The organism is Anaerococcoides asporogena (assembly GCF_029590275.1).
Lineage (GTDB): Bacteria > Bacillota > Clostridia > Clostridiales > Clostridiaceae > JG1575.
In genome coordinates this window covers 2,212,768-2,237,505 of record NZ_CP120965.1, presented here as the reverse complement: position 1 = coordinate 2,237,505, position 24,738 = coordinate 2,212,768, and the positions used below count along the sequence as shown (strand labels likewise).

Below are 24,738 nucleotides of genomic sequence, written 5' to 3'. Positions count from 1 at the left end.
TATATCAGTCATTGCTGACAAAGTTTGAATCGGAGATCTCGACGTCAACAATTTCACCCTGAGAGTTGATCCGGTGCAGAATGATGTTGACCGGACCGGCATCAATTTTTTCTCCGCTGTGGAGCGGTTCCTTACTGGTCCGAATTTTATGGATGAACTCTTCCAGTGTCTGGTCACCCTCCACCGGGATTTCAACGCCGAGCTTTGATTTTATATCCCGAATCTTCATGGACCCTGGGTAAATCGGATTGCAGGACCCTTTATCCCAGGTTGGCAGGAGATATTTTATGGTGGCGAAGGCGATGGCCAGGGCGATGGTACCGAGGAAAATGTCCATCATGGAGTCCGTATAGATCAGCAGTTTCCGGGCAATGACGAAGATGATCAGCTCCAGCGTGGCCCGGGTTGTATGGGTGATAAGCATGCGGATTAACTCAACTCCGACAATGAGGAGCAATGCGTTGCCCAAAAAATTCTTGAAGCTGTTATAGAACTGCTCTCTGGTGGTGGTGAGAATATGTGGGATCTGCAGGACGGAAGAAACCAGACCGGCCAGCACACCGAACAAAATCATGACCGCCAGGATCATCTCCACGATAAAAATCAATTCTTTCAATTTATTGATTAATTCGACCTTTTTCATCAAACATTCCCCCATGTTCGTTATTGGATTTTCATTCAAATCCCTGTTTGATTATTCATTAACTATACTTTAACACAGATCATACGCCGTCGTAATAAAAACATGGTATCAACGGATATTGCAGAGTGTGAATTCTGCTGAATCACTGGACTTTGCGACATTAGTGGAAAAGAGTGGGGTTTCGGGTTTCATTCAATGTTATAATCAAATCATATTGAAATCATAGGGGAGATCATTTAAATGGAAACAAGAAAATTACTTGAATACTTTTATAATTTCATCCTGTACCGACCAGAGTATCCAGCGCCCAAGAAAAGTGATCACATCGTCACCGATCAGCGCACTTATGTTCCCTATGAAAGCATTTTTGGCGGAGAATCCAACAATGGCTATAATATTTACCTTGGTGTCACGGACACAGAACTTCTGGTCGAAGCCATGGGTGAAGAGGCTCAGGAAATTCAAACCAAGACTTATTTGTGCATGATTCGAAGTGATAAGCGGGGGTACTACATCCGCAACAGCTTCTTTATCTCCCCGGTGCTGTTTGCATTGGCTAAAATGCTGAAGGAACGAAATTCTGGGACACAGCTTGATTTAAGTCTGCTGAACCGCGCGAATGATGACATGGACGAATTCATGGTGACGTTTGATCGAAAACTGGAATACCGTGAGTTGAAGGAAATATTTAATTATGTCGTCAACAAATTGAATCTCTCAGAGTATCTGCCGGAATTCCACTGCCTGATTCAAGAGAGGGATATCCTCAGCCATCATGTATCAGACGGACATCTGATGAATCTGGAAGAGATGATCAAGGATCAGACGGCAGTGCCAAGAGTGGACCTGATGGCTCAGAACATCTCGAAAGTACTCAAGATGGCCAGCCCGCTGGAAGAAGATTATACACCTGAACGGGTCAAGGAAATGACTTCACCGGAAAAGAATCCATTGAGTATGTGGCCCGGACACGACGGGATCAGTCTCAGGGAGCAGCTAGTTCTGAATCAGGCTGTCAACGGACGGGAAAAGCCGTTCAGCTTCTACCGCATGATTCGTGATCAAAGCCAGGGAATTCGCCTGATGACAGAGATCATGTCAGCCAGTCTGATTGAACGGGCGGCGGCGATGACCCGCTATTCAAAGCCGGATGACGCGTTTCATGAAGTAAGTTTCAAGGACAATAAAGAATTTGCGACCGCCTATCATATGCCGGAAGAGCGCCTCCTCAATCAGACGGTCTTGATGTTTGGAAAAGATACCGCCTTTATTCGGGAGCTGGAGAAATCCATCGGCCAGGTAATGAGCGCTGTTCAGCCAACGCCTTATTTCACGGCATACGACAAACCCTATATGGTTCAGAAATTCACTTCAAATCGAGATCTGATCCGCTTTTTGAAGGATGTATACAAAGGAACCGGGAATGGGCTGGCACGCCAGTTGAATGATGCATCTCATGACTGGGAGAATGCCAGAAAGGAATTTCGGCAGGTTCTGGATGAGGTTTTAGCCAAGCGGGAAGAGATCATGCAAGAGTATCGAACGACCTTTGGCTATCAGGAACTATTGGAAAAAGGTTCCGCCGCGTCCATGAGACTGGAGGAGCTGAAAGGAAGAATTGAGTCGAGTGAAGCTTCCCGGGATTTCAAGGAAAATGAAATGCAGAAGCGCCAGAGTCTGCTGGAAGAGCATGATGTTTCAATGAAAGAGCTCGAGATCGATATGGGATTTTTCCGTCGCTTCTTCCGTTTCCTGTTCCGCAATGACGCGAAAGTCATTCAGTATGAGTCCATGAAAGAGGAACAGAAGAAGATCGTGAACTCCATCGACGAGGAAAAGCGCGAGTTGAATCTGGTACTGGGTGAATATCATAACCTGAAAAGTGAGTTTGATTCAGTAACAGAGGATTACAAAGCCAGACAGAGCCAGTTGGAAGAATCAGCCCGCAGCATTGCCCAGTACCGGGGCAAATACGGCAAAGCATTTACTGATGAAGAAATCCTGCATCGGCTGGTTCGGGAGAACTTGCGTCAGGATCAGGGAGTGTGGCTGAGCGAGGAATATAACGATCTGCGCAAGAGGCTTCTCCTGGAAGCATTAAAAGTTCATCGTGCCTTCATGACGAATTGCCGGTCCTTTAAGACAGACATGACACTGTTTGCGATGATTCTGGAAGGGAAAGTCCAGGATCGGGATTTAAACCGGGCTTATGTCGATCTGCTGAAAGTTTTCAGCATGATGACCCCAATCCTCTATATCGCTACAGACTACGAGCCGTACTTCCTGTCAGTGGCCGGGCCGGATGACTTTAAGAATGCTTTCATTCCGGAAGCGGTGCGGATCCCATTAGCCGAAACAGTAGGGATATTGAGCAAATCAAGTCGTATTACAGCATTTAATATCGGGAAGGACCATTGGAATTTCCCGGAAACACCAGATATTATTGCCAAAAACCTGGCATCGCGCATCGTTGGGATAAAGGATCCGCAAACCTTGGATCGGTCTCTGGCAGATTTGCTAAATATCCTGTAAAAAACTGCGCCCAATGCAAATGTTTGTAAATTATATAACGATTTCAGTTATCCTGAGTTATAATAGAATTTAATAGTATTAATCACGGAGGAATTCATCATGAAAAAATGGAAATGTGAAATCTGCGGTTATATCGCAGAAGGGGAAACTGCACCTGAAGTATGCGCCGTATGCGGTGCCGGAGCGGAAGTCTTTGCTGAATCAGACGGTTCGCTGGATGAAAACACCAAGAGCTGGCTGTGCCTTTACTGTGGATTTATTTATGAATCGGAAACGCAGCCTGAAACCTGCCCTGAGTGCCAGGCCAAAGGACATAACATCTTTGTTGAGTATGATCCCGATGCAGAGCAGATGAATGATGCAGGTAACATGTACCGCTGCAATTCCTGCCGGCTGGTAACTTTTGCTGACCAGGCTCCGGAAGAATGTCCAGCCTGCGGCGCGATGACTTTCATTTCCAGAGAGGAATGGTTCAAGAAAAGAGGATAACAAATGGAAGCTCAGCTGTGAGGCTGGGTTTCTTTTTTTGGCTAAATGTCATTTTATTGTTCACTGATATTTCATAGTTGTCATTGAACCTAGTCACTGCTTGCGTTTTAGGGTTCTATTTCTGGTATTTGAAAACAACATGATATTTTCGAACGGGTAAATTGATGTATTTTGTTGAAAATGTTATCATTGTTTTGTGTTAAGTTATTAAACAGTCAATAAACCCCTGTTAAACCATTCACAACAGATAACAGGGGAAGGGGGAAAAATGAAGGAATTATTAACCGGTAATGAAGCCCTGGCGAGGGGCGCATTCGAGGCCGGAGTCCGATTTGCTTCGGCTTATCCAGGGACTCCAAGTACAGAAATCTTGGAAAATACCGCGCTCTACAAGGATGCCATCGTTGCGGAATGGGCCAACAACGAGAAAGTAGCCCTGGAGGCAGCTGCCGGTGCAGCTGTGGCAGGTGCCAGATCGTTTGCCGCAATGAAACATGTTGGGGTCAATGTAGCTGCCGATCCGCTCTTCACCTTCGCCTATACAGGCGTTAACGGGGGCTTTGTACTCATCACAGCCGATGAACCTGGACAGCATTCTTCACAGAATGAACAGGATAACCGGCATTATGCCAAGTTTGCCAAAATCCCATGCATCGAACCAAAGGATTCACCGGAGTGCAAGGATTATATGATCCGTGCATTCGAGATTTCCGAACAATTTGATACTCCGGTACTTCTGCGGGTAACAACCAGAGTCTGCCATTCCAAGGGAATTGTTGAACTGGGAGAGCGCAGAGAAGTACCGATCAAGGACTATGTCAAGGATGTCCGTAAGTACATCACTGTCCCGGCACATGCCAAGCAGCTGCGTGCCAAGGTCGAAGACCGGATCAACAGTATGAGAGAGTTCTCCAACCAGACCGCCATGAACCGGATTGAGTGGAACGATAAGAAGATCGGAATCATCGCTTCCGGCGGATGCATTGATTACGCCCATGAAGTATTCGGCGATACGGCATCCTATCTGATGATCGGCTTTTCCTATCCGCTGCCGGATGAAAAGATTCGCGAATTCTGCAGTCAGATTGAAACAGTATATGTAATTGAAGAAAATGATCCGATCATTGAAGAAGAAGCGCAGCGCTTAGGATTCACGGTTCATGGCAAGGATACCTTCCCACCATTTGGTGAGATGACACCTGATGTGATCAGACAGTCAGTCTTTGGCAAAATGCTGGACTCGGTAGATGGAACCACGGATAAGGTCGTTCCAAGACCTCCGTCACTGTGTGCCGGCTGCCCTCACAGAGGATTCTTCTATGAAGTAGGAAAACTCAAGAACACCATGATCTCAGGCGATATCGGATGCTATACGCTCGGTTTTGCTGAGCCATACAATGCCATGGATATCAATCTGTGCATGGGGGCCTCAGTATCAGTCGGTCACGGAGCTCAGCGCGTCTTTGACATGAAGCAGGACAACAAAATGAGAGTTGTCACCGTTCTGGGAGATTCAACCTTCTTCCATACCGGCATCAATTCGTTGATTAATACTGCCTACAATGGCAGCAATACCATCAATATTATCCTTGACAACCGCATCACCGGCATGACCGGACATCAGGAAAATCCTGGTTCAGGCTATACTCTGCAGGGCAAAGAGGTTCAGGAACTGGATCTGGAAGCTTTAGTCAGAGCCTGTGGCATCAAGCAGGTCGTAACGATTGATCCCAATGACCTGACAGCCGTCAAAAATGCTCTTAAATGGGCACATTCCCTGGAAGAGCCCTCGGTGATCATTACCAGATGGCCCTGTGTCCTGAAAAAACTTCAGGAAAAAGACAAAATTGAATTCGTCAATGTCTTCAAGTCGAAATGCTACGTCGATCAGGATATGTGCATCGGCTGCCGTGCTTGTACGAGAACGGGATGTCCGGCCATTGAATTCGACTTTGAACGTAAAAAATCATACATCAATCGCAACGCCTGTGTTGGCTGTACGGTCTGTCTGCAGGTATGTCCAGTGAAAGCAATCAAGAAGGAGGGGGAATAAAATGACCAAATCAATCCTGTTAGTAGGAGTGGGCGGTCAGGGAACCATCCTTGCATCGAAACTGCTCACTTTGGGCCTGATGGAAGCAGGCTATGATGTTAAAATGTCAGAAATCCACGGCATGAGCCAACGCGGAGGATCAGTCTCCAGCCAGGTACGCTATGGTAAAAAGGTGGCGGCCCCCGTGATTGAAAAGGGCGGTGCAGATATTCTGGTTTCTTTCGAAAAGATGGAAGCGTTGCGTTGGCTGGAATATCTGAAGCCTAATGGCAAGGTTGTTGTCAATAATTTTGAAATCAGCCCAATGCCCGTACTTTCCGGTAAGATGCCCTATGCCAAAGATATTCTGGAAACCATTCAGTCAAAGACTGATACTACAGTAATCAATGCAGCCGAAGAAGCTGAAAAACTCGGCAACCCGAAAGTAATGAACATTATTCTTCTGGGAACCATTGTAAAAGCCATGGGACTGGAAGACATCAACTGGAATGAACTCATTGCCAAGAATGTTAAGCCAGCTTTCATTGATCTTAATCAGAAAGCGCTTTCTGTTGGTATGAACCTGATTTAAGCCCTAAGGAACCCATTCAGTCTGTCTGAATGGGTTCCTTGATTTATAATATATTTTTTTTGAGTGTGAAATATCAGGTATCAGAAGGGCATCCAGTGACCTCATTGGGAATACCGTCATTTCGGGAATAAATCAAGAGGGATATCACTGTGTACGATCAATTGGTAGCCGGACAAATAAGTCCGATCATCGAAATAACTGGATTCAGGGAATTTGATATTTTGTGCCACTATGCCGAGCTTGTATCTTCAATATTTCGTTAATGAAGTGTTAATGGCCAGTTGAAAAACTAACTTCCAGTTTGCAGAAGTTATTTCCAGATTTTCAGAATCAAACTGATTCTCTCCTGGTCTTGTCTTTTAAAAATGAAGTTCAGAATGAACTTTGTTCACCAAAGCTGTACAATTATGGTGATCGGTACCCATTTCGTTTCATTTTTGGCAATGGCAATCCGAGGGTCAAATTTGTCCGATTTTTTGCAGGAGTAAATTCGACCCCTCGCGCCGTCGATATTTCCCGAAGCGATGGTGCCTCCGGTCAGACTATTTCTTAAGCAGTGTTGGGCGCAACGTGATATCAGCCGGTGGTATCTTCTTTGCACCCAACGCTGTTAGGAGTTCCTCCCCATACAGTGCTGCAAAGACTTCATAAGGCGACTTGTTCCCCAGATCCTTGCGGCTATAGGAATTGATATGACTCATCATCAAGTCAATATCAGCCTGAGTCAGACCATCCATAGACGTTCCTTTGGGGATGATTCGCCGCAAGAACGCATGGTTATTCTCTCCAGGTCCCCTTTGGTAAGGAGCTCTTGGTTTGCAGTAAAACACTCGGGTTCGAGACAACCCTTGCGCATTTGTTTCGATGCGGTAAGGATTACTGAACTCACTGCCGTTGTCAGAGAGCAGCACGGGGAACATTCGCTGAAACGCCTCCAGGCCCCAGATTTTCTCCAAGTAATCGAAGATATCGATCACGGACTGGGAGGTATTGGCATCACGAATAAATGCCAGCATTAACTTGGGTGTTTTAAAGTGGATCGTCAGTAATACTTTGCCCCCTTTGGTGCCTTCCACCGAGTCCATTTCACTGATGAGGATGTCCGGATTTTCCGCAAGGAAGACCAGATAATCGTCATAGGTACGAGCTTCCCGACATTTGAGGTCGACCAGGTATCCCTGTTTCAAGGGGTTGCGAAACCCCATTCGAACTTTTCGTGGCATATCAATATTACGTGCGCTGAAGATGCCTAAATCCATCCAGGTGTAGAGGGTTCGCTCATTCTGCATAATCGTGTCCCGGTTATGGATACAGATATGGTGTAACGATTGACCTTTTCGCAGAAGGGGACTGATAATGGCATCCAGCCGAAGTGCTTCTTGTTCAGTCAGTTGGATACCCTTACGCGATTGAGAGAGGACAGTTTCGTATTCGGCCTGGGCTGATTTGGCATCGTAGAGGCGCTTTTCCAATGTGCATTTGGTCTTTGTTTTACACCCGTTGCAGACATAAGGCGGGTTTGACAGTTTGGCGCAAATGTATCCCTTGTAGTCAGGGCATTTAATCCGACATTTGTGGACATTGCAGTATTTGCAGTACGCTCGACAGTTTTTATCCTGACATAGATGCTGAGCAGCGCATTCTTTGGCGTAGAGGCAGTCGTTGAACACTTTGCCGTGGCTACCAATCTTGACAAAGCGCAGGTGATTCCTGATCTCCTTGGAGATTGTGGAAGGATCCTTGTGAAGTTCGCGAGCAATCTGACGGAAGGATATCGATTCTAACAATAGGGCTTGGATCTTCAACCGTTCATCAAAAATCAGATGAGTGTACTTAGCCATTTTTCTTACCTCCAAAAGAGGAGGCACCATCAACTTCATCCTAAATCTTTGAATAAGTAAGTTCCATCTCGACTTTTGCACAAGTAACTTCTATACAACGGACAGTGAGCCATGGAATTTACTTTTTCAATTAAGGATGAAGTGTTAATTAACTCGCCTGCAACAGGCGTAAATCTTCAGATGGGAATTATTATTGTTAACTTCTCACGTTTTACCTACTCAAAGTCCTAATCAGCACCTGGTTTTGCATTTCTTATCAATCGATACTCCCAAGAAATGCCATGATTTCAGCATAAGTTTTGCCGCTTTTCTCAACAGCTTTGATCAGTTCGTTTCTTTGAATTGACCTCTGCTTTTCCTGGAGGTCTTCGAGTTCCTTCGCGGCATTATCATACTTGGCCTTGGCCTTTTCAAAATTCTCCTTTGCCTGGGCTATCTTCTCGTCAATAGAGATTGTCTTCCTCGTACGCGCCATCTTCCTCATCCCTTTCTGGCATCGCGGCCACTTTTAACAGCTCACTTAATCTCGTTGCGCTGGTTTTGATATAGTTTTCATCGATACCGAAGGCTTTCAGTATCGTCTTTTGTGTTGCGGTTATGGCGTGATCAAGCCGGTATACGTTATCCATCTGCCGCACCATTTCGATTTTTTCCAGCTCTTTCAGCGCAGCTGGAACGGTCATGTAATTCGGCTTCTTTGCCATTTCTTTCATCATTGCTTTTAGTTGCGTATAAATCTTGCACCGCACAATCAACGCCACAAATTCAATGAATATCTTCGCGGCGGCAGACTCATTCCCCGCGACTCGCAGGCTTTTATTGCCCAGGTAGGATTTGTCTCCACGGAATAGCTTCTCTGATGCATCTCGGCTCTTATACAACGAGAGCGCTTCTGCGGCTGTCATTTTTTTGGACGTGACGATCACAAAGTATCCGCAAAGATCAATTTCCTTCTCGATCACTTCGCTCTTTTCTTTTGCATAAAGAAACTTTTTTGTGCCATCATTCTTTTCATGGGTAAAGATTTCAAAATACTCATGATAGGCATCTCCGAATGTCAGCGACTTTCCCTCCTGTTTTTTAGAAATTCCGCCATTTTTTGAATTTTATCTTCCAGGCATCCACGCTCTGCACTTTCTTTTTCACTTTATGATAGAGATGGAAATATCGATCCATTTCATCATCCGCATAGAGCTTCTCCTGAATCGTCTTCCCGTAGGCCTGATATTCAGGAATCACGCAAGACCTCTTTTTCTCAAAGCTGCCTTTATGTTTCAAGATGATCTTTTCGACAAAAGAAGCCATCCCCTTGACCATGATCACGAAATCATACTGGCACGCGTCCATGTACTGAATATTTTTCTTGCTGAAATATCCTCGATCAAGAATAAAACCAATCTTGCGATAGCCATATCCTTTTGCCTTCTCCAACATAAATTGCAACTGGGACACGTCGACGATACTGCCGGGGTAGGTTTCATAAAATAGCGGCTCTTTATTATCCACATCATAGGCAATCGAATAATTGAATATGGGGACGCCCTGATCATCCTTGGGATGCCCGAATTCAGCCATCTCGATGTCGCCGGCCTGACAGTTTTTGTTGGTTGAATCGTAGGAAATATAAATCTGCTCCCGGTGATTCCGGGATGCATTCCATTGATTGAGGAATCCGACTTTGTCATCGCTTGTTATCGATGAGAGAAACCGAGATACCGTGGAGTCACTGTAGATCGTCATGTCCTCTGTTAGGAGCGGATGATTATAGGCGTAATCCGGATAGTATTGCCCGGCATTATTTTCACAGATAATAGAATAAGCAGCCAGATCAAGAAACAGTCCGACACCTCGGTTGTCCCAGTAATCGGAAAGAATTTCAGGTAGTTTGTATTCTTCCATGATCTTGCGAATGACAAGAAATGCCCCGACACGAAGGCAACTGCTGCGATCGGAATGATTCCGTTCATCGGGCAGGGCGACCTCTGGGAAAAACTTGATAAAATTTTGGTTTGGCTGCATCATCGCTGGATCCACCCTGGACTGTTTTCCAATCGTAGTTCGCTGGGGAACGTTATACTTCTTTTCGGCGTTGTAATGACGGGCATAGGTGTATTCAATATAAGTGGTTTCACCGCGCCGGTTCACCGTAATTTTGCCTGTATTTTCCGGAATCTTTACGAGAAAATCGTAGTACATTTTTACTCCTTTTTAAGAATGATATCCTACTCAATTAAGTATAGCAAAAACCCCGCATTTCCGCAACCGAAAACGTGGGGGCCAGGCTCTATTCCTTGCTTTAAATGGGTTCATTATGGAATTAATTAGTGTTGAGTAGGAGAAATCATGGGAAGTTCACAATTATGGCATAATTAGTTAGGAAAGAATTGATTCGGGGAAAATAAAAAGCCATCATATGCAGAAAAGCATTGATGACCCGAAGCAATTTTTCCTATTGGACACAATCGCGTGAACTGGATCTGGCTATGGGGATTCAATCAAACCCACCGCCTCATGGATCAGGCAAAAGAGCTGTCTCCACTCTCTAAAACTTTGGAATTGGAACATCGTTGGAAAAAAAGGGGATGCTTCGCAGCCCCACCTGGGTGGAGCTTTTTTTGTATCGGGGCCCATGGTCATTCGATCTTTTTGACACTGGCGAGACTTTGTCGCCGGATGTTTGAACTTCCACAATGTCTGCAACAATTGACGTCGATCCCGTATATGCGGTTGAGAATTTCAACTCCCGTCAGATCCTTTAAGACCGGTTTGACGATTCTCCCTTTGATCAGGATCCGGATCAGCTTAAGTTTTTTGCCTTTCGTTCGGTTGCTGAGCAATCCGTAATGCCGGATTTTGACGAATCCCTTTGGAAGAACATGCATGAGAAATCTTCGGATAAATTCCTCATGCCCAAGAGTGAGCGTTTTTTTCGTACCGGTTTTGTAGTCCTTCACCCGAAAAGTAACCGATTTGTCGCCGACCTCAAGGATCCTGGAGTTGCTGATGGCGATCCGATGGGTATATCGGCCCAAATACTCAATCACCTGGTCCGCGGATTTGAATGGTTCTTTGAGGTAGGGAATCCATTCTTTGGCATAAAGCTTCGTCAGGAATTGGTTGAATTCGCGAGGAAATTGGAGCAGGCTCAGTTCACCAGGGAAAGCCAGAGTCTTTTTGAGTGAGAGTTTTTTAAGACCGTCCAGGAATTTGCCTCGAAAGAGCTTTGAAACAACCTTAATGGGAAAGAGAAATTTCTTGCCTGAAGTCACGAATCGACCGGCATCGGTGAGACCACCGCCCAGAACGATCGCGTGAATATGCGGATGAAACGACAGGTTACTGCCCCAGGTATGAAGGACACTGATGAAGCCGATGTCCGCACCTAAAAACTTTTTGTCGCGGGCCAGATCCATCAGAGTTTCCGAGCTGGCGCTGTACAGGAGGTTGTAGAGTGCCCGTTTGTTGGCATAGATCAGTGGGTTCAACTCTTCGGGCACGGTGAAGACCGCGTGGAAATAAGGAGCATCAATGACATCTGCCTTTTGGGCATCGATCCATTTTTCCTTTTTCAGGGATTGGCAGCAGGGGCAATGGCGATTTCTGCAGGAATTGTAGTGGAAATGGGTTTTGCCGCAGTCCTGGCAAATGGTCTGGTTACCGCCCATAGCCGGTGTCTTGCAGCTCATGATCGCCTCTGCCACTTTGTTCGACTCATAGTTCATTCCGTATTGTTCCAGATAACCAAGGTAACCCTGATCAAAGACCTGCTGGATTTTGTGCATTACAAACCACCATCAAAGGGATTTGTGAAGTTGACAGGCCCGGTTCTTGCCAGATGGATGTATATGGTGGTGCTGTTTATGGATTTGTGTCCCAGCAGTTTCTGGATGGTAAGAAGATCTGTCCCACTCTCATAGAGATGAGTGGCAAATGCGTGGCGAAATGAGTGAGCGGTCACATGCTTGCTCCAGTTAAGGCTTTTCAGATGGAGAGAAATGAGACGTCCGAAAAAAGCGCTCTTCACTGGTCCATCCCCTTTTTTGTTGGGGAAAAGCCATCCCCTGGGTCGCCCATATTGATAATAATATTTTGTTAGGATGAGTACCGCTTTTTTAGAGAGCGTGGCATACCGCTCGGACCGGTTTTTCGAAGCCCGTATAAAGATTCGGCCATCCTGGTAATGGATATCTTCAAAGCGCAAATGACAAAGCTCAGACAACCGGAGTCCAGAGGAATACAGTAATGCAACGCAGGCTTTCAGTCGCAAATCGTTTATGGAGTTGATAAACGCCATGGTCTCATCCACCGAAAGAACCTCTGGAAGGTAAGACTTGATCGTCATGGCGGGAACTTCGTACCGGTCCCACGGTTGCTTCAGGAGATAGAGCCTGAAAAATCGTATTTGAGAGGTATGGGCATTGATGCTGTGGTTGGAAAGCTTCTTTGTCTTCTTCAAGTAGAGGATGTAGGTCCTGATATTTTCGTAGGATGCGTCCTTGGGCTGGATGCCCATGGAGTCAAGCCACTCGAGATAAGATTTGAGGAAGGATCGATAACTCTTTTTGGTATTTGGTGAGAGGTCCCTGAGTTCGAGATAATGTTCCATTTGAGAGAAATAGGATTCTAAAATAAATTGATCCATCGAAGTACTCCTTTTAAAAAAGCGCAGTAATGCATTGGGCATCAGCGCCTTGGGTGGAGACCTGGATGGGCAGATTAAAAAAGTTGTGTTGTTGTGGTGGCTAAAATATGGTAACATAGGCGTGCAAATAGTAGTTGCTCTCCTTTGGTTATTTGTTGTTTGTAGTGAATCCACAATAAACCATAAATGGAGGTGTAGCTACTATTTGTTTTTTTGCACGAACAAACCTCTGTCAAACCAAGAGGCATAAGTATAAAATTGTAACAAAGAACTATCGCGTAGCGATTTTGTTCAATAGAGGAGATAATATAACTGGAGGGTATCAATTGATTCGTAAAAATATTAATTACCCATTCTACGATGGGTCCAAGCGAAAAATTCGGGTTTTGCTTCCGGATGGAGCGAATAAGTCGGCAACCTATCCTGCATTATACCTGTTCGATGGTCAGAATGTGTTTGATCCGGAGGATTCCTATGTCGGTGTGACCTGGGAGGTCAGGGAAGCGATAGAGCTGCTTACAGATCAGGGGAAACTGGCACCAATGGTTATTATTGCGATTGACCACGCCGAAGAACGGCGCCTGAATGAATATGGTCCGTTCTCCATGAAATATAAACGGAGAAAAATCAAGGGGGAAGGAATTCGATTTGCCCAATTCCTGGTAGAGGAACTGATTCCATATCTGGAGAAAAAACTTCCGCTGATCCCCAAGGCTTCTTCCCGCTATTTGGCTGGGTCGTCGATGGGAGGATTGATGACGGCTTATACGGTACTGGCTTATCCGGACTTTTTCGCCAAGGCGGGAATATTTTCCCTTTGTTCATGGATCAGCAAAGATGAATTTTCGTCCTTCATGGATCAGCACCAAGTTGACTCGGATCTGGATTTTTATATTCAGGTGGGAGGACGGGAAGGGCTTGATATCAGTACTGGAAAAGAGCAAAAGAAGACCTCCCGTACCTATCTTCAGGACACTCTTGATTTTACTGAAAAACTGAAAGAAATCGGAACGAAGGAAGACCAGATTCTGCTGCGGATCGGTTCTGATGACTGGCACAGTGAGTCCTGCTGGAAGAACTATATGCCTGAGTTTCTCCAATGGCTTCAAGGGACTGAAAGAAAATAACAGGTATTGGTAGTCATCGAGCGGCAGGTTAAAGATAAACTAAGAATAAGGTTTCATAAGAATAAATATGTAAACAAAACATACTGGTTTGGCAATTTTTTTGAGGAATAGTATCAGTCATTCACTTTATGATTGGAGAAATGAATGGGTAAATATAAAGTAACAACATCACTCAGTTCAAAACGGGTGTATGAGAATCAAACCGGCTCTTTTCAGTCGGACCTTGATTTCGACGAAGTCCAGGCCCCTGGCGCGGCTCAGTATTTCCTGTCCAGCCTTGGATCGTGCAAACTGGTTTCTCTTCTGGAATTAAGAACCAGATTCCAGATAGACATAGAAGAAGCTTACCTGGAGGTCAGCGGAGAAACCGGTCGGGCTGGAACGATCGAAAATACCAGATTTCCCATCTTTCGTTTTCAGCGGATTGAATATGAATTTCATATCCGGAGCCCACATACAGATGACGAACTGATGGAATATCTCAAATATGTCAACGCAGCTTGCACTATGGGTAATTCAATTTCCGAAAAAATCGAACAAATCTATCGGATTATCCGGATTTAAATCAGCCATGAGGGGACCTCTTTTGGTATAATATAATGCAAGATGAGGTATGACTATGGAATTATTGGATATCTATGACCGGGATGGCAAGAAAAAGGGTATCACTGTATTCCGAGGTGAATATATCAGACCGGATGATTATATCCTGGTGGTTCATGTATATATTTATAACGAAAACAGAGATTTCCTGATTCAGAGAAGATCCCGAAAGAAAAAAGTCAATTCCGGCAAATGGGACATCACAGGCGGTGCTGTTCAGGCAGGAGAAGATTCCCGCTCAGCAGCCCTGCGGGAAACGAAAGAGGAGATTGGGCTTGAACTTGATCCGGATCGCATGCGCTTTGTAGGCCGCAGTGTTTCGATCAAGCATCTTGTCGACGTTTACTTTGTGGAAACTGAAGTGGATCCAGCCAACTGCTGCCTCCAGGAAGAGGAAGTATCCGAAGTGAAGCTGATACCTCCCATGAAGCTGCTGGAGGCCCTAAAGATCTCTGATTTTCAGGATCGCAGCTACGCTGAAATTGTGAAGGCTGAGGTACTGCGACTTCTGGCCGCAGAGGGAACAACTGAATAAACAAAGGAGGGACATTCGAACCAGACGTAAGCTGCCGCAGTAAGACAGGCTATTTACGCGGACGAAGCCCTCCTTTGTTATTCTTCGCCTCTTATGACGTATCTGATCCGCCAGTTAAGACTGTGTCTCTTGGAACAAGAACCATTACCAGTGCAACCTATGATGTTTCCTGGATATTCACTGGATATTTCGCGGAAATGCTTCGCTATCATAGGGTTGGATCAAAATAAGTTGTGATCTGCTGGAAGGGGGAATGATTATGAAATTTTTACAGCGAATGTTTTTAGCCGTTCTGACGATCCTGTTGGTCTCGTCATTACTGGTGGCAACCACCTTTTTACTCATTGACCAGAAAGCCGATGCCAAAGAAAAAAAATACCAGGTGCCTCAAGCCCAAACGGCAAAAGCGACCGGAAGTACCCGGCGAGTAAATCCTGTAACGGGAGTGGACACCATAACGGTCCGTACCAGTCAGGTTACTGATTTGGGTACACTGCGGCTGATCAATAGTGAGCATCAGACAAAATCGGCAGTTATGAGCCAACTTTCCAAGGCACCGGGCGGATCGTTTCAGGTTCGAAAAGATATTTTGAAGCATCTTAATCAATTTCTGGCAGAAGCGGATAAGCAAATCGGGGGAATGTATCTTTCAAGCGCATTTCGTACAGAAAGAGACCAACAGAAGATTTACCAGGAAACCGCAAACAAGAAACTGGTTCAAAAACCAGGATATTCAGAGCATCAGACAGGTCTGGCAGTTGATTTGCAGCCGGTCAAAGCATTGAAGGGATTCTACGGCGAAGACTTGAGGAAAGAAAAGGCCTTCATGGCGGCTAATTCCTGGCGCTTCGGCTTTATTCTCCGCTATCCCGAAAATAAGGTAAACATTACGGGAATTGATCATGAATACTGGCATTTCCGTTATGTGGGTCTTCCGCATGCCCAATATATGCATGAGCATGATCTGGCGCTGGAGGAATATCATGAACTTCTGAAATACAAAGGCCAGCTGGAAATCAGGGAGGGAGGTCAGGATTACACAGTTTACTGGCGTGAGGCCCGTGACGGGGTCATTCACTATCCCGGTGGAGTCGAAGCAGAGGTTTCTTCCACCAACACCGGCGCCTACATCATTACGGTGAAAAGGAAATGACAACAATGCCAAAAATTTTAATTTGCGACGACGATCCAGATATTCTTCGTTCCATCGAACTAGTTCTCAAAGGGGAAGGCTATTCCGTGGTACAGGCCCAGGATGGGCTGGAGGCGCTGGAACAGATGAACCGGCATCAGCCGGATTTGCTGATCCTGGATGTGATGATGCCAAAACTGGATGGAATCCATGCTTTAATGAAACTCCGGGAAAAAAACCATATTCCGGTCATCCTGGTAAGCGCAAAAAGCGAGATTGAGGATAAAGTGCTCGGTTTAAATGCCGGCGCCGATGATTATCTGACCAAGCCCTTCCATTCATTCGAATTGATTGCGCGGGTTAAGAGTCAGCTCAGGCGCGCACAAAGCTTCGGCAGTCCTTCGCAGCAGCCTGAATCTGGTATCTACCGGACTGGCGGCATTCGAATGGATGACCAGCGGAAAATTGTGGAAGCAGACGGTCAGGTGGTCAGTCTGACCCCGAATGAATACGGAATACTCCTGTTTCTGATCAGGAACAAGGGACTGGTGTTTACTTCCCGTCAGATCTATGAGGCAGTCTGGCAGGAGGAAGCCTACGACATCAAGAAAATTATCTCTCTGCATATATCCCACATCCGGGAGAAAATTGAGATCAACCCCAGAGATCCGGATTATTTATTCAGTATTTATGGGATGGGATATAAACTGGAGGATCGGTCATGAAGCAGGACAGCTTTAAGCGGGAACAACCGGCGCAGGGGAAATCATTAACGGGACTGCGCCAGACGGCAGAACAGATTGGCTCGAAAGCCAGAGAATGGCTTGCGCGCTATCTTGACCTGTTTCAGGAATTATATGTGGAAGAATTTCTAATCTGGTTTGCAGCTGAATTTCTATTCTTTTTGATTGCAATGGAAGTGATCCGCGGCACGCTGGCCATGCTGCTTATGGTGGTGCTACTGGGCGCATGGCTTCTCCCCATCTCCAAGTATGCCCGGGATCTGAGTCATCGCTCATTGCTCATGCTGATACCCGGTACGGCAATCCCAGCTTACGGGATTTGGCTGTTTGGAGTAATCCTGATTCAATCAGCAACGCATACCATCGCGAGTTCCTTTTTCTACCTGCTGATTGCGACCATGAGCTATGGACTGACCACCGCTTTTATATCAGGGAGGCGTGAAAACTGGATTATGCGACAGACCCTGGCCGGCAACCCGCTGACGGACCGCTCACCTCGAAGTGCGACTCGAAAGGCTATGCTGGAGGCAGTCAAAACCAAGGATCTGGTGGAGCAGGAGGTAGCAAACCGACTGAAGGCAGAACGACTGCGCACCGAGCTGATAACAAATGTTAGCCATGATATTCGAACCCCTTTGACCTCCATTCTGAATTTTTCTCAGCTCCTGGGGCAGGAGGAACTCGGTGAGGTTGGAAGGGATTACCTACAGGTGGTCGAGAAAAGCGCACGGAGAATGAAGGTGATGGTGGATGATCTTTTTACCGCCACCCGGACGGCTTCGGGGAATCTTCAGCTGACGATCGAAACCGTTGACTTAACAGAGGTACTGATGCAGACCTACGCACCCCTTCATGCTGATTTTATGGAAAAGGGGATGGAACTGGTCTGCAGCTGGGGTGACACCGTCGTACCTGTCCGGGCGGACGGAACGCAGTTGTCCCGAGTGATTCAGAATTTGCTGGTGAATGCGCTGAAATACAGTGTGCGCGATACCAGAGTCTATGTCCGGCTGACCCGGACCCAGGACAGCTGTATCATGACAGTGATTAATATATCCCGCAATAAACTGGATCAGTCTCCCGAGGAGCTGATGGAGCAGTTTGTTCGGGGGGATCAGTCCCGTCATACCGAGGGTTCGGGACTGGGGCTCTACATTGCGACGAATCTGGCTCGGGCCATGGCGGGTCAACTGGAACTGGCGATTGAAGGAGACGTCTTCGAAGCCAGACTGCAGCTGCCCCCAGCACAGTCCGCTTCCATCGGACCGGAAGATCCGACGGCGGATCGTCCGAATTGAAAAACACAGCAGGATGCAAGAAGGTGCTTCCTGCTGTGCTTTTCAATTTCCGGCAAAGGGCTTGCTGGTAAGTTTTTAGCGCCCCAGGCACGAATGGGTTATAATGGTTCTTAGAAAGAGATTGAAAGGAACCGCAGGGATATGTATCGAATCGTATTTCCTATTCTGCTGCTCATATACATCGCCGTGAAATATCGTTTAATCAGGGGGGCTGAACTTGAACCGACCGAGGGGAAAGTGCTGTATCCCAGACAGGATGCCCGCCTTGTTCACGGGGCTATGAGCATCCTGGAATCCATTTTTGTTTTGGAATTCATTTCCCATGCCACCAGGGATTCGGCCGCGTTTGGAAGGCTTGGACTGGCGATGGCATTCTTTCTGGCCGTTGATGGATGGTACTGGCTCAAGCTGAAAAATTTTTCCATTACCTATGATCAATCCGGACTGAACATTCGCAACATGTGGGGCAAGGAAAAAGTTTTTGCCTGGAATGAGATTCAGCAGGTGCACACCAGCGGTACAGGCGTCAAGCATGCCCGCCATATTACGCTCAGAACCAGTCGAGGCCGGTTCCGGATCAATGAAAAAAGCGGAGGGCTGCAGCGGTTTCGGCGGTTCATGGAGGAACAGTTATGAAATCGGGAGGCAGAGCTGTTGCGATCCTCTTGTGCCTGGTGCTGACCACAGGCTGCGCGCCGGTATATCGTCTGATTAAAGGAAGCGACCCAGTCCGAACCATTCCGGAGGAGCTGGTTCGATTGGAACGAAATGATTATATTTCAGCCATTGACCTGGCCAGAATGAACGGACATCTCTCCGTCCTGGCAGCCCGTGATGATGCCCGGCTGGCTGGAAGTACCGGTGAGGAAGAAGCAGCCGACTATGTCCGCAACGCCCTGAGTGGATCCGGTCTTTCGATGCGACTGCTGGAATTTCCCGGTGCCTGGAAGAAAAGCGCGTCGATCGGACTCATCGATCCAGAAGGGCTGGCCCGCGAGTCCTACCTGGCTTCCGGATCCCCTATGGCGAATGCCGAAGGAACATATCAACTCCGCCGGATCAACAAAGGAACGCCCGGTGAAATTGAAGCGGGGAATCTGGAAGGGGCGGTGGCACTGATCAAAGCCAATTACTTTGATTTGAACCAGTCAATCCCGCTCTATGAAGCTCAGGGAGCGAAAGCGGTGCTGGTGTATTCCGAAAAAAGTCTATTGCCTCCTCGAATTGTTTTGAATCGCCCAGCATCGATTCCGGTGCTCGGGATTTCACAGATTCAGGGAAAGGAGTGGGATCGCAGGCTGCGTGAGAAAGAGACGGTAGAGATTCGGCTGACCAATTCAGCATATGTCATTCGCGGGATCAGCCGAAATCTGGAAATTAACGCTACGCCAGACGCCACCCCAACCAGTCCGCTCCTGCTAGTCAGCGCAAGACTTGATTCACAGGATAATCCGGGAGCGGCTGAGGCAGCGTCGGCAGCAGTTCTTCTGAAAACCGCAGAGCTGATTCAGACGCTGGAAACCGACTGGGAGATTCGAATGGTACTGCTGGGGTCCAGTTACGATGGACAGGGGCCTAAAGCCTACCTTGATCAGTTGAAATCCGAAGATCTTGATCGAGAGATTCTTCTCATTCATCTGGATGGGATTGGCAGCACCAACATCAATATTGAGGCCTCATCGCAGGTGTGGGATCTAGCCAACCTGGTTCGTGACAGTTTGATTTCCGGAGGCTATCAGGTCAGTTCACAAGAAAAGCAGCCAGAGCATCCGCTGAAAGATTCCGGACTGCCTTCCATTCTGATCTCCAGTGAGCCACAGTCCCCGGATCCGCTTTCAGCTCCAGGGTCGGAGCGAATGGAAGATATGGCCAATCTTCTGATGAATCTCGTGGAGCATCTCGGCACAAATTCATCACCTTAAAATCCTTGCCCCAGTCCTCCAATGACATCACCGTCTTTTAGGGAGCGGCTTCCTGGCCAGGAGATAAGGGGCAATGGAAATGCGGAGGCTCTTCCTGTTGAGACAACAGATCAGATTTACCGCTGAATGAGCCAGGAGTCACCGCCGGAATCCGAACGAAACGGATTCTCGGCAAGCGATCAGAAAAGACGGATCCCTTTGGGAGCCGAGAATGATAAACGGCATAGCGAAAGGAGTATCATATGGGATTTAATTATCGCAAAAGCATCAGTCTGGGAAAGGGGATCCGAGTGAATTTCTCAAAGGCAGGACCTAGCATCAGCTTTGGCAAGACCGGCATGCGGTTTTCTGTCAACAGCAAGGGTCAGGCCAAGGGGACGGTAGGGATCCCCGGGAGCGGGATGTATTACAACAAGCAGGTAAATCTGTTCACGGCGATTAAACGGTTCTTTGGTTCAGATGAAAATCAGAAAAAAGCAGAGCTGGAAGAAAAGCTCCAGGATCCTCAGCTGGGCCAGGCAGATAAAAATCAGGTTCAGGAAGATCTCTTTGATAATTATCTGGAACGGATCAGAAATGTACATAAAGAGGTTGACGAAGCGATTGACTGGAACGATGTTCTGAAGAATCAGGACGGACAGACCCAGGAAAGCATAAATTTGAAAATGCTGGCCCAGCAGGTGCTGGAGGGGGATGACGAGGCCTACCTGACCGTTGTTCAGGAGATGGAACCCTTTGAGGACCTGATGGAGTTTGGCTCAGACTTTGAAGTCGGAATCATTCAGGATGATGTCCTGGGAGTTACGTTCAATGTACACAGCGAGAAAGTTGTGCCGACGGAAGTGGTGAAGATCCTCAAGTCAGGCAAGGAATCTGTAAAGCCAATGAGCAAGACCATGCGCAATGCTCTTGTCCGGGATTATGTGACCTCCACCTCTTTCCGGGTTGCCCGGGATCTGTTTGCGCTCCTGCCAGTTCAGGAGATCGTGGTGAATGCGGAAGAAGCGCTGCTGAATCCATCAACCGGCCATCAGGAAGACATGACGCTTCTGTCTGTGATTTTCCCGCGTCCGGCCTTTGAACAACTGAATTTCGAAGGCGTCGTTCCGTATGAAGCATTGAAGAACTTCCAGCACGCCATCGATTTTAAAACAACCAAAGGATTATCCCCGGTTCTGCCCCTGAAATAGAAGGGTTAATAACAACCGGCTCCCTGTTCAGGGAGCCGGTTCAGGCATTCAAAAAGAAAAAAAAGTGCTGGTTCGGTTGAATCGGCACTCCAGGTAAGTTATTAATCTTGGGGAAGATTATACTGTAACTTGTATTACAGTTCTTATTATACCGCAAAGCTATGCGGAATAATAGTAAAAATTGTATAAATATACATATCAAAAAATACGAAACAATTAAAATCTGAAGATGGCGATATCAAGGCGAGGAGTAAATTGCAGAGATTCATCGTCCTTCTTCATTTTGCTGCTTTTCACATGTCTGTAACTTAAATGTAAAGTATTTTGAAGTTGGCAGTTTATAATGGACTGTAAGCAATTAAACTTTTTAAAGATACCATAGAGATAGATAAATGGGTACGAAAGAGGGTATATGAAAAAGTTTCTCAGTCTGATCTTCGTGATTTTTATCATCACGGGATGTTCTTCTGCCAGACCAGTGATCCGTGTGAATGAAATGACCCCGGAGAAACTTGAAAGCAGTTCAACGTCCAGTGAGAGCAAGCTTCAATCGACAGGATCATCATCGGTAGTTCAGAGCATTCCAGAGAGTCAACTAAAAGGCAATGAAACAACGAAGGCGGATCAGATGATTTCGGCTTCTGATAATAACGTAACAAATCTGGTCCCAGACTCTACCAGAGATCAGGGTTCTTCAACCCGTTCGAATAATGCAAGCAAAGGAACATCCGGTGGATCCGGAGGACAGTTATCCGGAGGCAAGGATTCCTCCAAGAAGCCTGAACCTGATGAAAAAGATCAGATTCTTGAAGATCAGGTGCTTCCAAAGGTGTCCAGGTACAATCTGTTTGATTATTATCCTCTGATCCCCAATCGCCTGATCAATTACCGCAGCGATGGCATGGGCTCTTCTTCCACCATTCTTCAATATCTGCATGAAGAACCCGGCAAGGCGACTGCTCAGATCAAGCAGTCATCCGACTCAGGTTCACGCCTGAATGTCATTCGAATTACACAGGAAAAAATTAATGACCTGTACTATACCCTGGAGGTTCCATTTCGGGGAAATGTCATCGGGTGGAGAGACTATGAAGAACGAACAATCCTGATGGCTCCGATTCAGGAGGGGAATCAGTGGGTCTCCACAGGCCTCTCTTTTGAGATCGTCGCGGTGGACGAACCCCGGGAGATCAACGGAGAAATGATGACTGTCATGGATGTCAGAGTCAGCAATCAGACGGAAACGGTTCTGTTTACGTATGCGGTTGGAATCGGCCTGGTCTCCAATGACTTTATTAATCCCGACGGCACTTTGACCAATATTGTGAGTTTTGACGGACTGAAGGAAAATGTCCGGGACACCTACTACTTCCCGCTTTATTTTCCGAAAACCGGCGGGGGCTATGAACTGGTTTCCACGAAAGTGGATTATATGACCAATGATGCCACCAAAGACCTGATGACGCTGGCCTATCTTGAACAAGCGAAAGCGAAGGGACTCATTCCGGTCTTAGAAGATAAAACAAAGATACAATTTCTCTATCTGAACCAGGATATCGTACAGGTTGACCTGAATGATTCCTTCATCACTCAGCAAAATGATTCCCCGGAACTTGAGAACGCAAGGATTCAAAGCCTGGTAAACACCTTATGTCAGTACTATCAGGCAAAGGGCGTCCAGCTGACCATCAATGATCAGCGCTATGAATCAAATCAGAGAAAAATCGAACCGACTGAAGTATTAACACCGGTTTACTAAAAAAACAGACAGCGTAACAGCTGTCTGTTTTTTATGTTCAAGCTATAACCTTAAGTCCTTCAGTTAAGTGCTCAAGCTATAGCCTCAGGTTTAATGCCCCGGTTAGGGCCTTTTCTAAATAAACTCTGGTGTAATCCCTGGAATAAGCTCCTGTTTATACTCTTGTTTATGCTCTTGTTGGATGATCTTTTTTTGTCCGGATCAAAAGTAAAGGATTCACATTATTCTCCCAAGACCTGCGGAGCAATACTCAGACTATGGTTCCGATCAATTTAATTTCACTCTGCAAGAATTAAAGTGCCCCCTATTGTCAAGACACGGATTTTGATTTCATCCGAACACCTTGTTCAGGCTGCGTGATGGGTTGATTGGTTCTGGCAGAAAGCATAGGGGGTAAGGCCCCCCAGGGATGCATGCGGACGAATGGTGTTGTAGGTGTGGATGTACTTTCTGATCCCTGTGATCATGTCCTTTGGTGTCTCGTACTCCTTGATGTAGAGGTCGTCGTATTTCAGACTGCGGAAGAACCGCTCGGTCCGTACATTATCCAGTGCCTGTCCTTTGCCGTCCATGGAGACCTTAACATCGCAGGAGTCCAGGAGCTTAAGGTAGGCGGGACAGGTGAAGTGGCTCCCCTGATCCGAGTTCATGATCTCAGGCTTTCTCTCGCACAAGGCACGCCTAAGGCAGCGCAGGACAAACTCCTTCTCGAGGCTATAGCTGATCTCATAGTCGACGATCCTGCGGCTGAACCAGTCGATGATGACGAACAGGTACAAGAAGCCTTTCTTGAGGGGAACATAGGTGATGTCGATCCCCCATACCTGGTCGATTCGCTCGATAACCAGGTTCCTCAAAAGGTAGGGCCGGACGTACTGCGCGTGGTAACGTCGGGAGAGGTTCGGGCCAGGATACAGGGCCTGGATGTCCATCAGGCGCATCAGGCGCCGAACCCGCTTACGGTTGATGTCGTGGCCGGAATTGCGCAGATAGTGGGCTATCTTGCGGTAACCCCAGGCCGGGTGCTCCAGATGGATCTTGTCGATGATCGTCATGAGGGTAAGATTCTCTTCTGATTCCCCGTGGTCTATCCGGTCCTCCTTTGTACGGTAGACGCTGGTCCTGTTAACGTCAAGCAATTCGCACTGACGCTTGATGGTCAGGGCCTCATTTCCTGGGGTTACGAGTTCGGTGCGCTCCTTGTGGTCCAAAGACTTCGTCAGATTTTTTTTTTAGCCAGTCACACTCGATGCTGAGCTGACCGACTTTTTGCTGCAGGACCGCGATCTCTTCCTCTTTTTGGGCGAGCGCCTCTTCCTGCTCGGACGGTCCGCTCTGAAAGATCTGGGCTGCCCGTTCCTGGAACTGGCGGTGCCAGTTACTCAACGTGGCAGGCGCGATTTGATGGATCTGGGCTAGTTCATTGAGCGAGTGCTGTCCGCTTAAGAGCTCCAGCACGACCTTTGCTTTAAAATCAGGGCTATAGATTTTTTTCTTCTTACTCATACTCTCCATTCTATTCGGATGGAACCGGTTTGTCGTGTCTCAATTCCTGGGAGCATTATAAATAATACAGAAGAAATGAATGCTTTTCCTGATCTCTGGCAGCAGGAACTCATTGGAATGGAGCGAGTTTCCAGAAGGGGAGGGGGCTTGGT

20 protein-coding genes and 1 pseudogene are annotated in these 24,738 nt (G+C 46.9%); 14 read left to right on the top strand and 7 right to left on the bottom strand.

Features of this window, described 5'->3' with window-relative positions; all coding sequences use genetic code 11:
* Nucleotides 1–4: 4 nt before the first annotated feature.
* Nucleotides 5–643 (bottom strand): phosphate-starvation-inducible PsiE family protein, encoded by a 639-nt coding sequence (locus P6M73_RS10325; RefSeq protein WP_277852977.1) that lies wholly within the window; start codon nt 641–643, stop codon nt 5–7.
* 240 nt (nt 644–883) lie between these two features.
* Here P6M73_RS10325 and P6M73_RS10320 point away from each other — a divergent pair, with 240 nt between their 5' ends.
* From P6M73_RS10320 to P6M73_RS10305, 4 genes are all read left to right on the top strand, one after another.
* Complete coding sequence (locus tag P6M73_RS10320) at nt 884–3,175, top strand: hypothetical protein (protein WP_277852976.1); 2,292 nt, start codon at nt 884–886, stop codon at nt 3,173–3,175.
* Between the two features lie 99 nt (nt 3,176–3,274).
* Nucleotides 3,275–3,664 carry a rubredoxin-like domain-containing protein gene (locus P6M73_RS17000; protein ID WP_277852975.1) on the top strand — a complete coding sequence of 130 codons (390 nt, stop codon included), beginning with the start codon at nt 3,275–3,277 and terminating at the stop codon, nt 3,662–3,664.
* A 268-nt stretch (nt 3,665–3,932) separates the two neighbouring features.
* The gene (gene iorA, locus P6M73_RS10310) at nt 3,933–5,717 is read left to right on the top strand and encodes an indolepyruvate ferredoxin oxidoreductase subunit alpha (protein ID WP_277852974.1); all 1,785 of its coding nucleotides are present in this window, start codon (nt 3,933–3,935) and stop codon (nt 5,715–5,717) included.
* Between the two features lies 1 nt (nt 5,718).
* Entirely contained in the window at nt 5,719–6,288 is a 570-nt protein-coding gene (locus tag P6M73_RS10305) for an indolepyruvate oxidoreductase subunit beta (protein WP_277852973.1), read from the top strand.
* 542 nt (nt 6,289–6,830) lie between these two features.
* Here the strand turns inward: P6M73_RS10305 and P6M73_RS10300 are convergent.
* The 5 genes and pseudogenes from P6M73_RS10300 to P6M73_RS10275 all read right to left on the bottom strand — a co-directional run bounded on the left by P6M73_RS10300 (nt 6,831) and on the right by P6M73_RS10275 (nt 12,771).
* Nucleotides 6,831–8,129 (bottom strand): helix-turn-helix domain-containing protein, encoded by a 1,299-nt coding sequence (locus P6M73_RS10300; protein ID WP_277852972.1) that lies wholly within the window; start codon nt 8,127–8,129, stop codon nt 6,831–6,833.
* Between the two features lie 256 nt (nt 8,130–8,385).
* Entirely contained in the window at nt 8,386–8,604 is a 219-nt protein-coding gene (locus tag P6M73_RS10295) for an ErpK protein (protein ID WP_277852971.1), read from the bottom strand.
* Nucleotides 8,573–10,325 (bottom strand): annotated as a pseudogene (locus P6M73_RS16995) (IS1634 family transposase). Before P6M73_RS16995 ends, P6M73_RS10295 begins: the two are co-directional and overlap by 32 nt.
* A 437-nt stretch (nt 10,326–10,762) precedes the next feature.
* A complete protein-coding gene (locus P6M73_RS10280; RefSeq protein ID WP_277852968.1) occupies nt 10,763–11,911 on the bottom strand; it encodes an IS91 family transposase in 1,149 nt (382 codons plus the stop codon).
* The gene (locus P6M73_RS10275; protein WP_277852967.1) at nt 11,911–12,771 is read right to left on the bottom strand and encodes a tyrosine-type recombinase/integrase; all 861 of its coding nucleotides are present in this window, start codon (nt 12,769–12,771) and stop codon (nt 11,911–11,913) included. Before P6M73_RS10275 ends, P6M73_RS10280 begins: the two co-directional genes overlap by 1 nt.
* Before the next feature lie 326 nt (nt 12,772–13,097).
* Here P6M73_RS10275 and P6M73_RS10270 point away from each other — a divergent pair, with 326 nt between their 5' ends.
* The 10 genes from P6M73_RS10270 (at nt 13,098) to P6M73_RS10225 (ending at nt 23,080) form a co-directional block, all read left to right on the top strand.
* Nucleotides 13,098–13,898 carry an alpha/beta hydrolase gene (locus P6M73_RS10270; protein ID WP_277852966.1) on the top strand — a complete coding sequence of 267 codons (801 nt, stop codon included), beginning with the start codon at nt 13,098–13,100 and terminating at the stop codon, nt 13,896–13,898.
* 144 nt (nt 13,899–14,042) lie between these two features.
* Nucleotides 14,043–14,462: an OsmC family protein gene (locus tag P6M73_RS10265; RefSeq protein ID WP_277852965.1), complete on the top strand. Its 420-nt coding sequence runs from the start codon at nt 14,043–14,045 to the stop codon at nt 14,460–14,462.
* 55 nt (nt 14,463–14,517) lie between these two features.
* Nucleotides 14,518–15,036 carry an NUDIX hydrolase gene (locus P6M73_RS10260; protein ID WP_277852964.1) on the top strand — a complete coding sequence of 173 codons (519 nt, stop codon included), beginning with the start codon at nt 14,518–14,520 and terminating at the stop codon, nt 15,034–15,036.
* 259 nt (nt 15,037–15,295) lie between these two features.
* On the top strand, nt 15,296–16,189 hold the full coding sequence (locus P6M73_RS10255; protein WP_277852963.1) for a M15 family metallopeptidase: 894 nt from the start codon (nt 15,296–15,298) through the stop codon (nt 16,187–16,189).
* Between the two features lie 5 nt (nt 16,190–16,194).
* A complete protein-coding gene (locus P6M73_RS10250) occupies nt 16,195–16,893 on the top strand; it encodes a response regulator transcription factor (protein WP_277852962.1) in 699 nt (232 codons plus the stop codon).
* Nucleotides 16,890–18,209, top strand: a complete 1,320-nt coding sequence (locus tag P6M73_RS10245) for a sensor histidine kinase (protein WP_277852961.1) — start codon at nt 16,890–16,892, stop codon at nt 18,207–18,209. Before P6M73_RS10250 ends, P6M73_RS10245 begins: the two co-directional genes overlap by 4 nt.
* A gap of 141 nt (nt 18,210–18,350) precedes the next feature.
* Complete coding sequence (locus P6M73_RS10240) at nt 18,351–18,845, top strand: hypothetical protein (protein ID WP_277852960.1); 495 nt, start codon at nt 18,351–18,353, stop codon at nt 18,843–18,845.
* Nucleotides 18,842–20,131, top strand: coding sequence for a M28 family metallopeptidase (locus P6M73_RS10235; RefSeq protein WP_277852959.1), 1,290 nt, complete (start codon nt 18,842–18,844; stop codon nt 20,129–20,131). The genes P6M73_RS10240 and P6M73_RS10235 overlap by 4 nt, the downstream gene beginning before the upstream one ends.
* 242 nt (nt 20,132–20,373) lie before the next feature.
* Nucleotides 20,374–21,321 carry a DUF4236 domain-containing protein gene (locus tag P6M73_RS10230; protein ID WP_277852958.1) on the top strand — a complete coding sequence of 316 codons (948 nt, stop codon included), beginning with the start codon at nt 20,374–20,376 and terminating at the stop codon, nt 21,319–21,321.
* Between the two features lie 412 nt (nt 21,322–21,733).
* Complete coding sequence (locus P6M73_RS10225; protein WP_277852957.1) at nt 21,734–23,080, top strand: GerMN domain-containing protein; 1,347 nt, start codon at nt 21,734–21,736, stop codon at nt 23,078–23,080.
* 347 nt (nt 23,081–23,427) lie between these two features.
* Here P6M73_RS10225 and P6M73_RS10220 read toward each other — a convergent pair.
* A protein-coding gene (locus tag P6M73_RS10220) for an IS3 family transposase (protein ID WP_277852956.1) occupies nt 23,428–24,586 on the bottom strand; the annotation gives its coding sequence in 2 pieces (ribosomal slippage) (nt 23,428–24,313 and nt 24,312–24,586; 1,161 coding nt in all).
* Nucleotides 24,587–24,738: the final 152 nt, after the last annotated feature.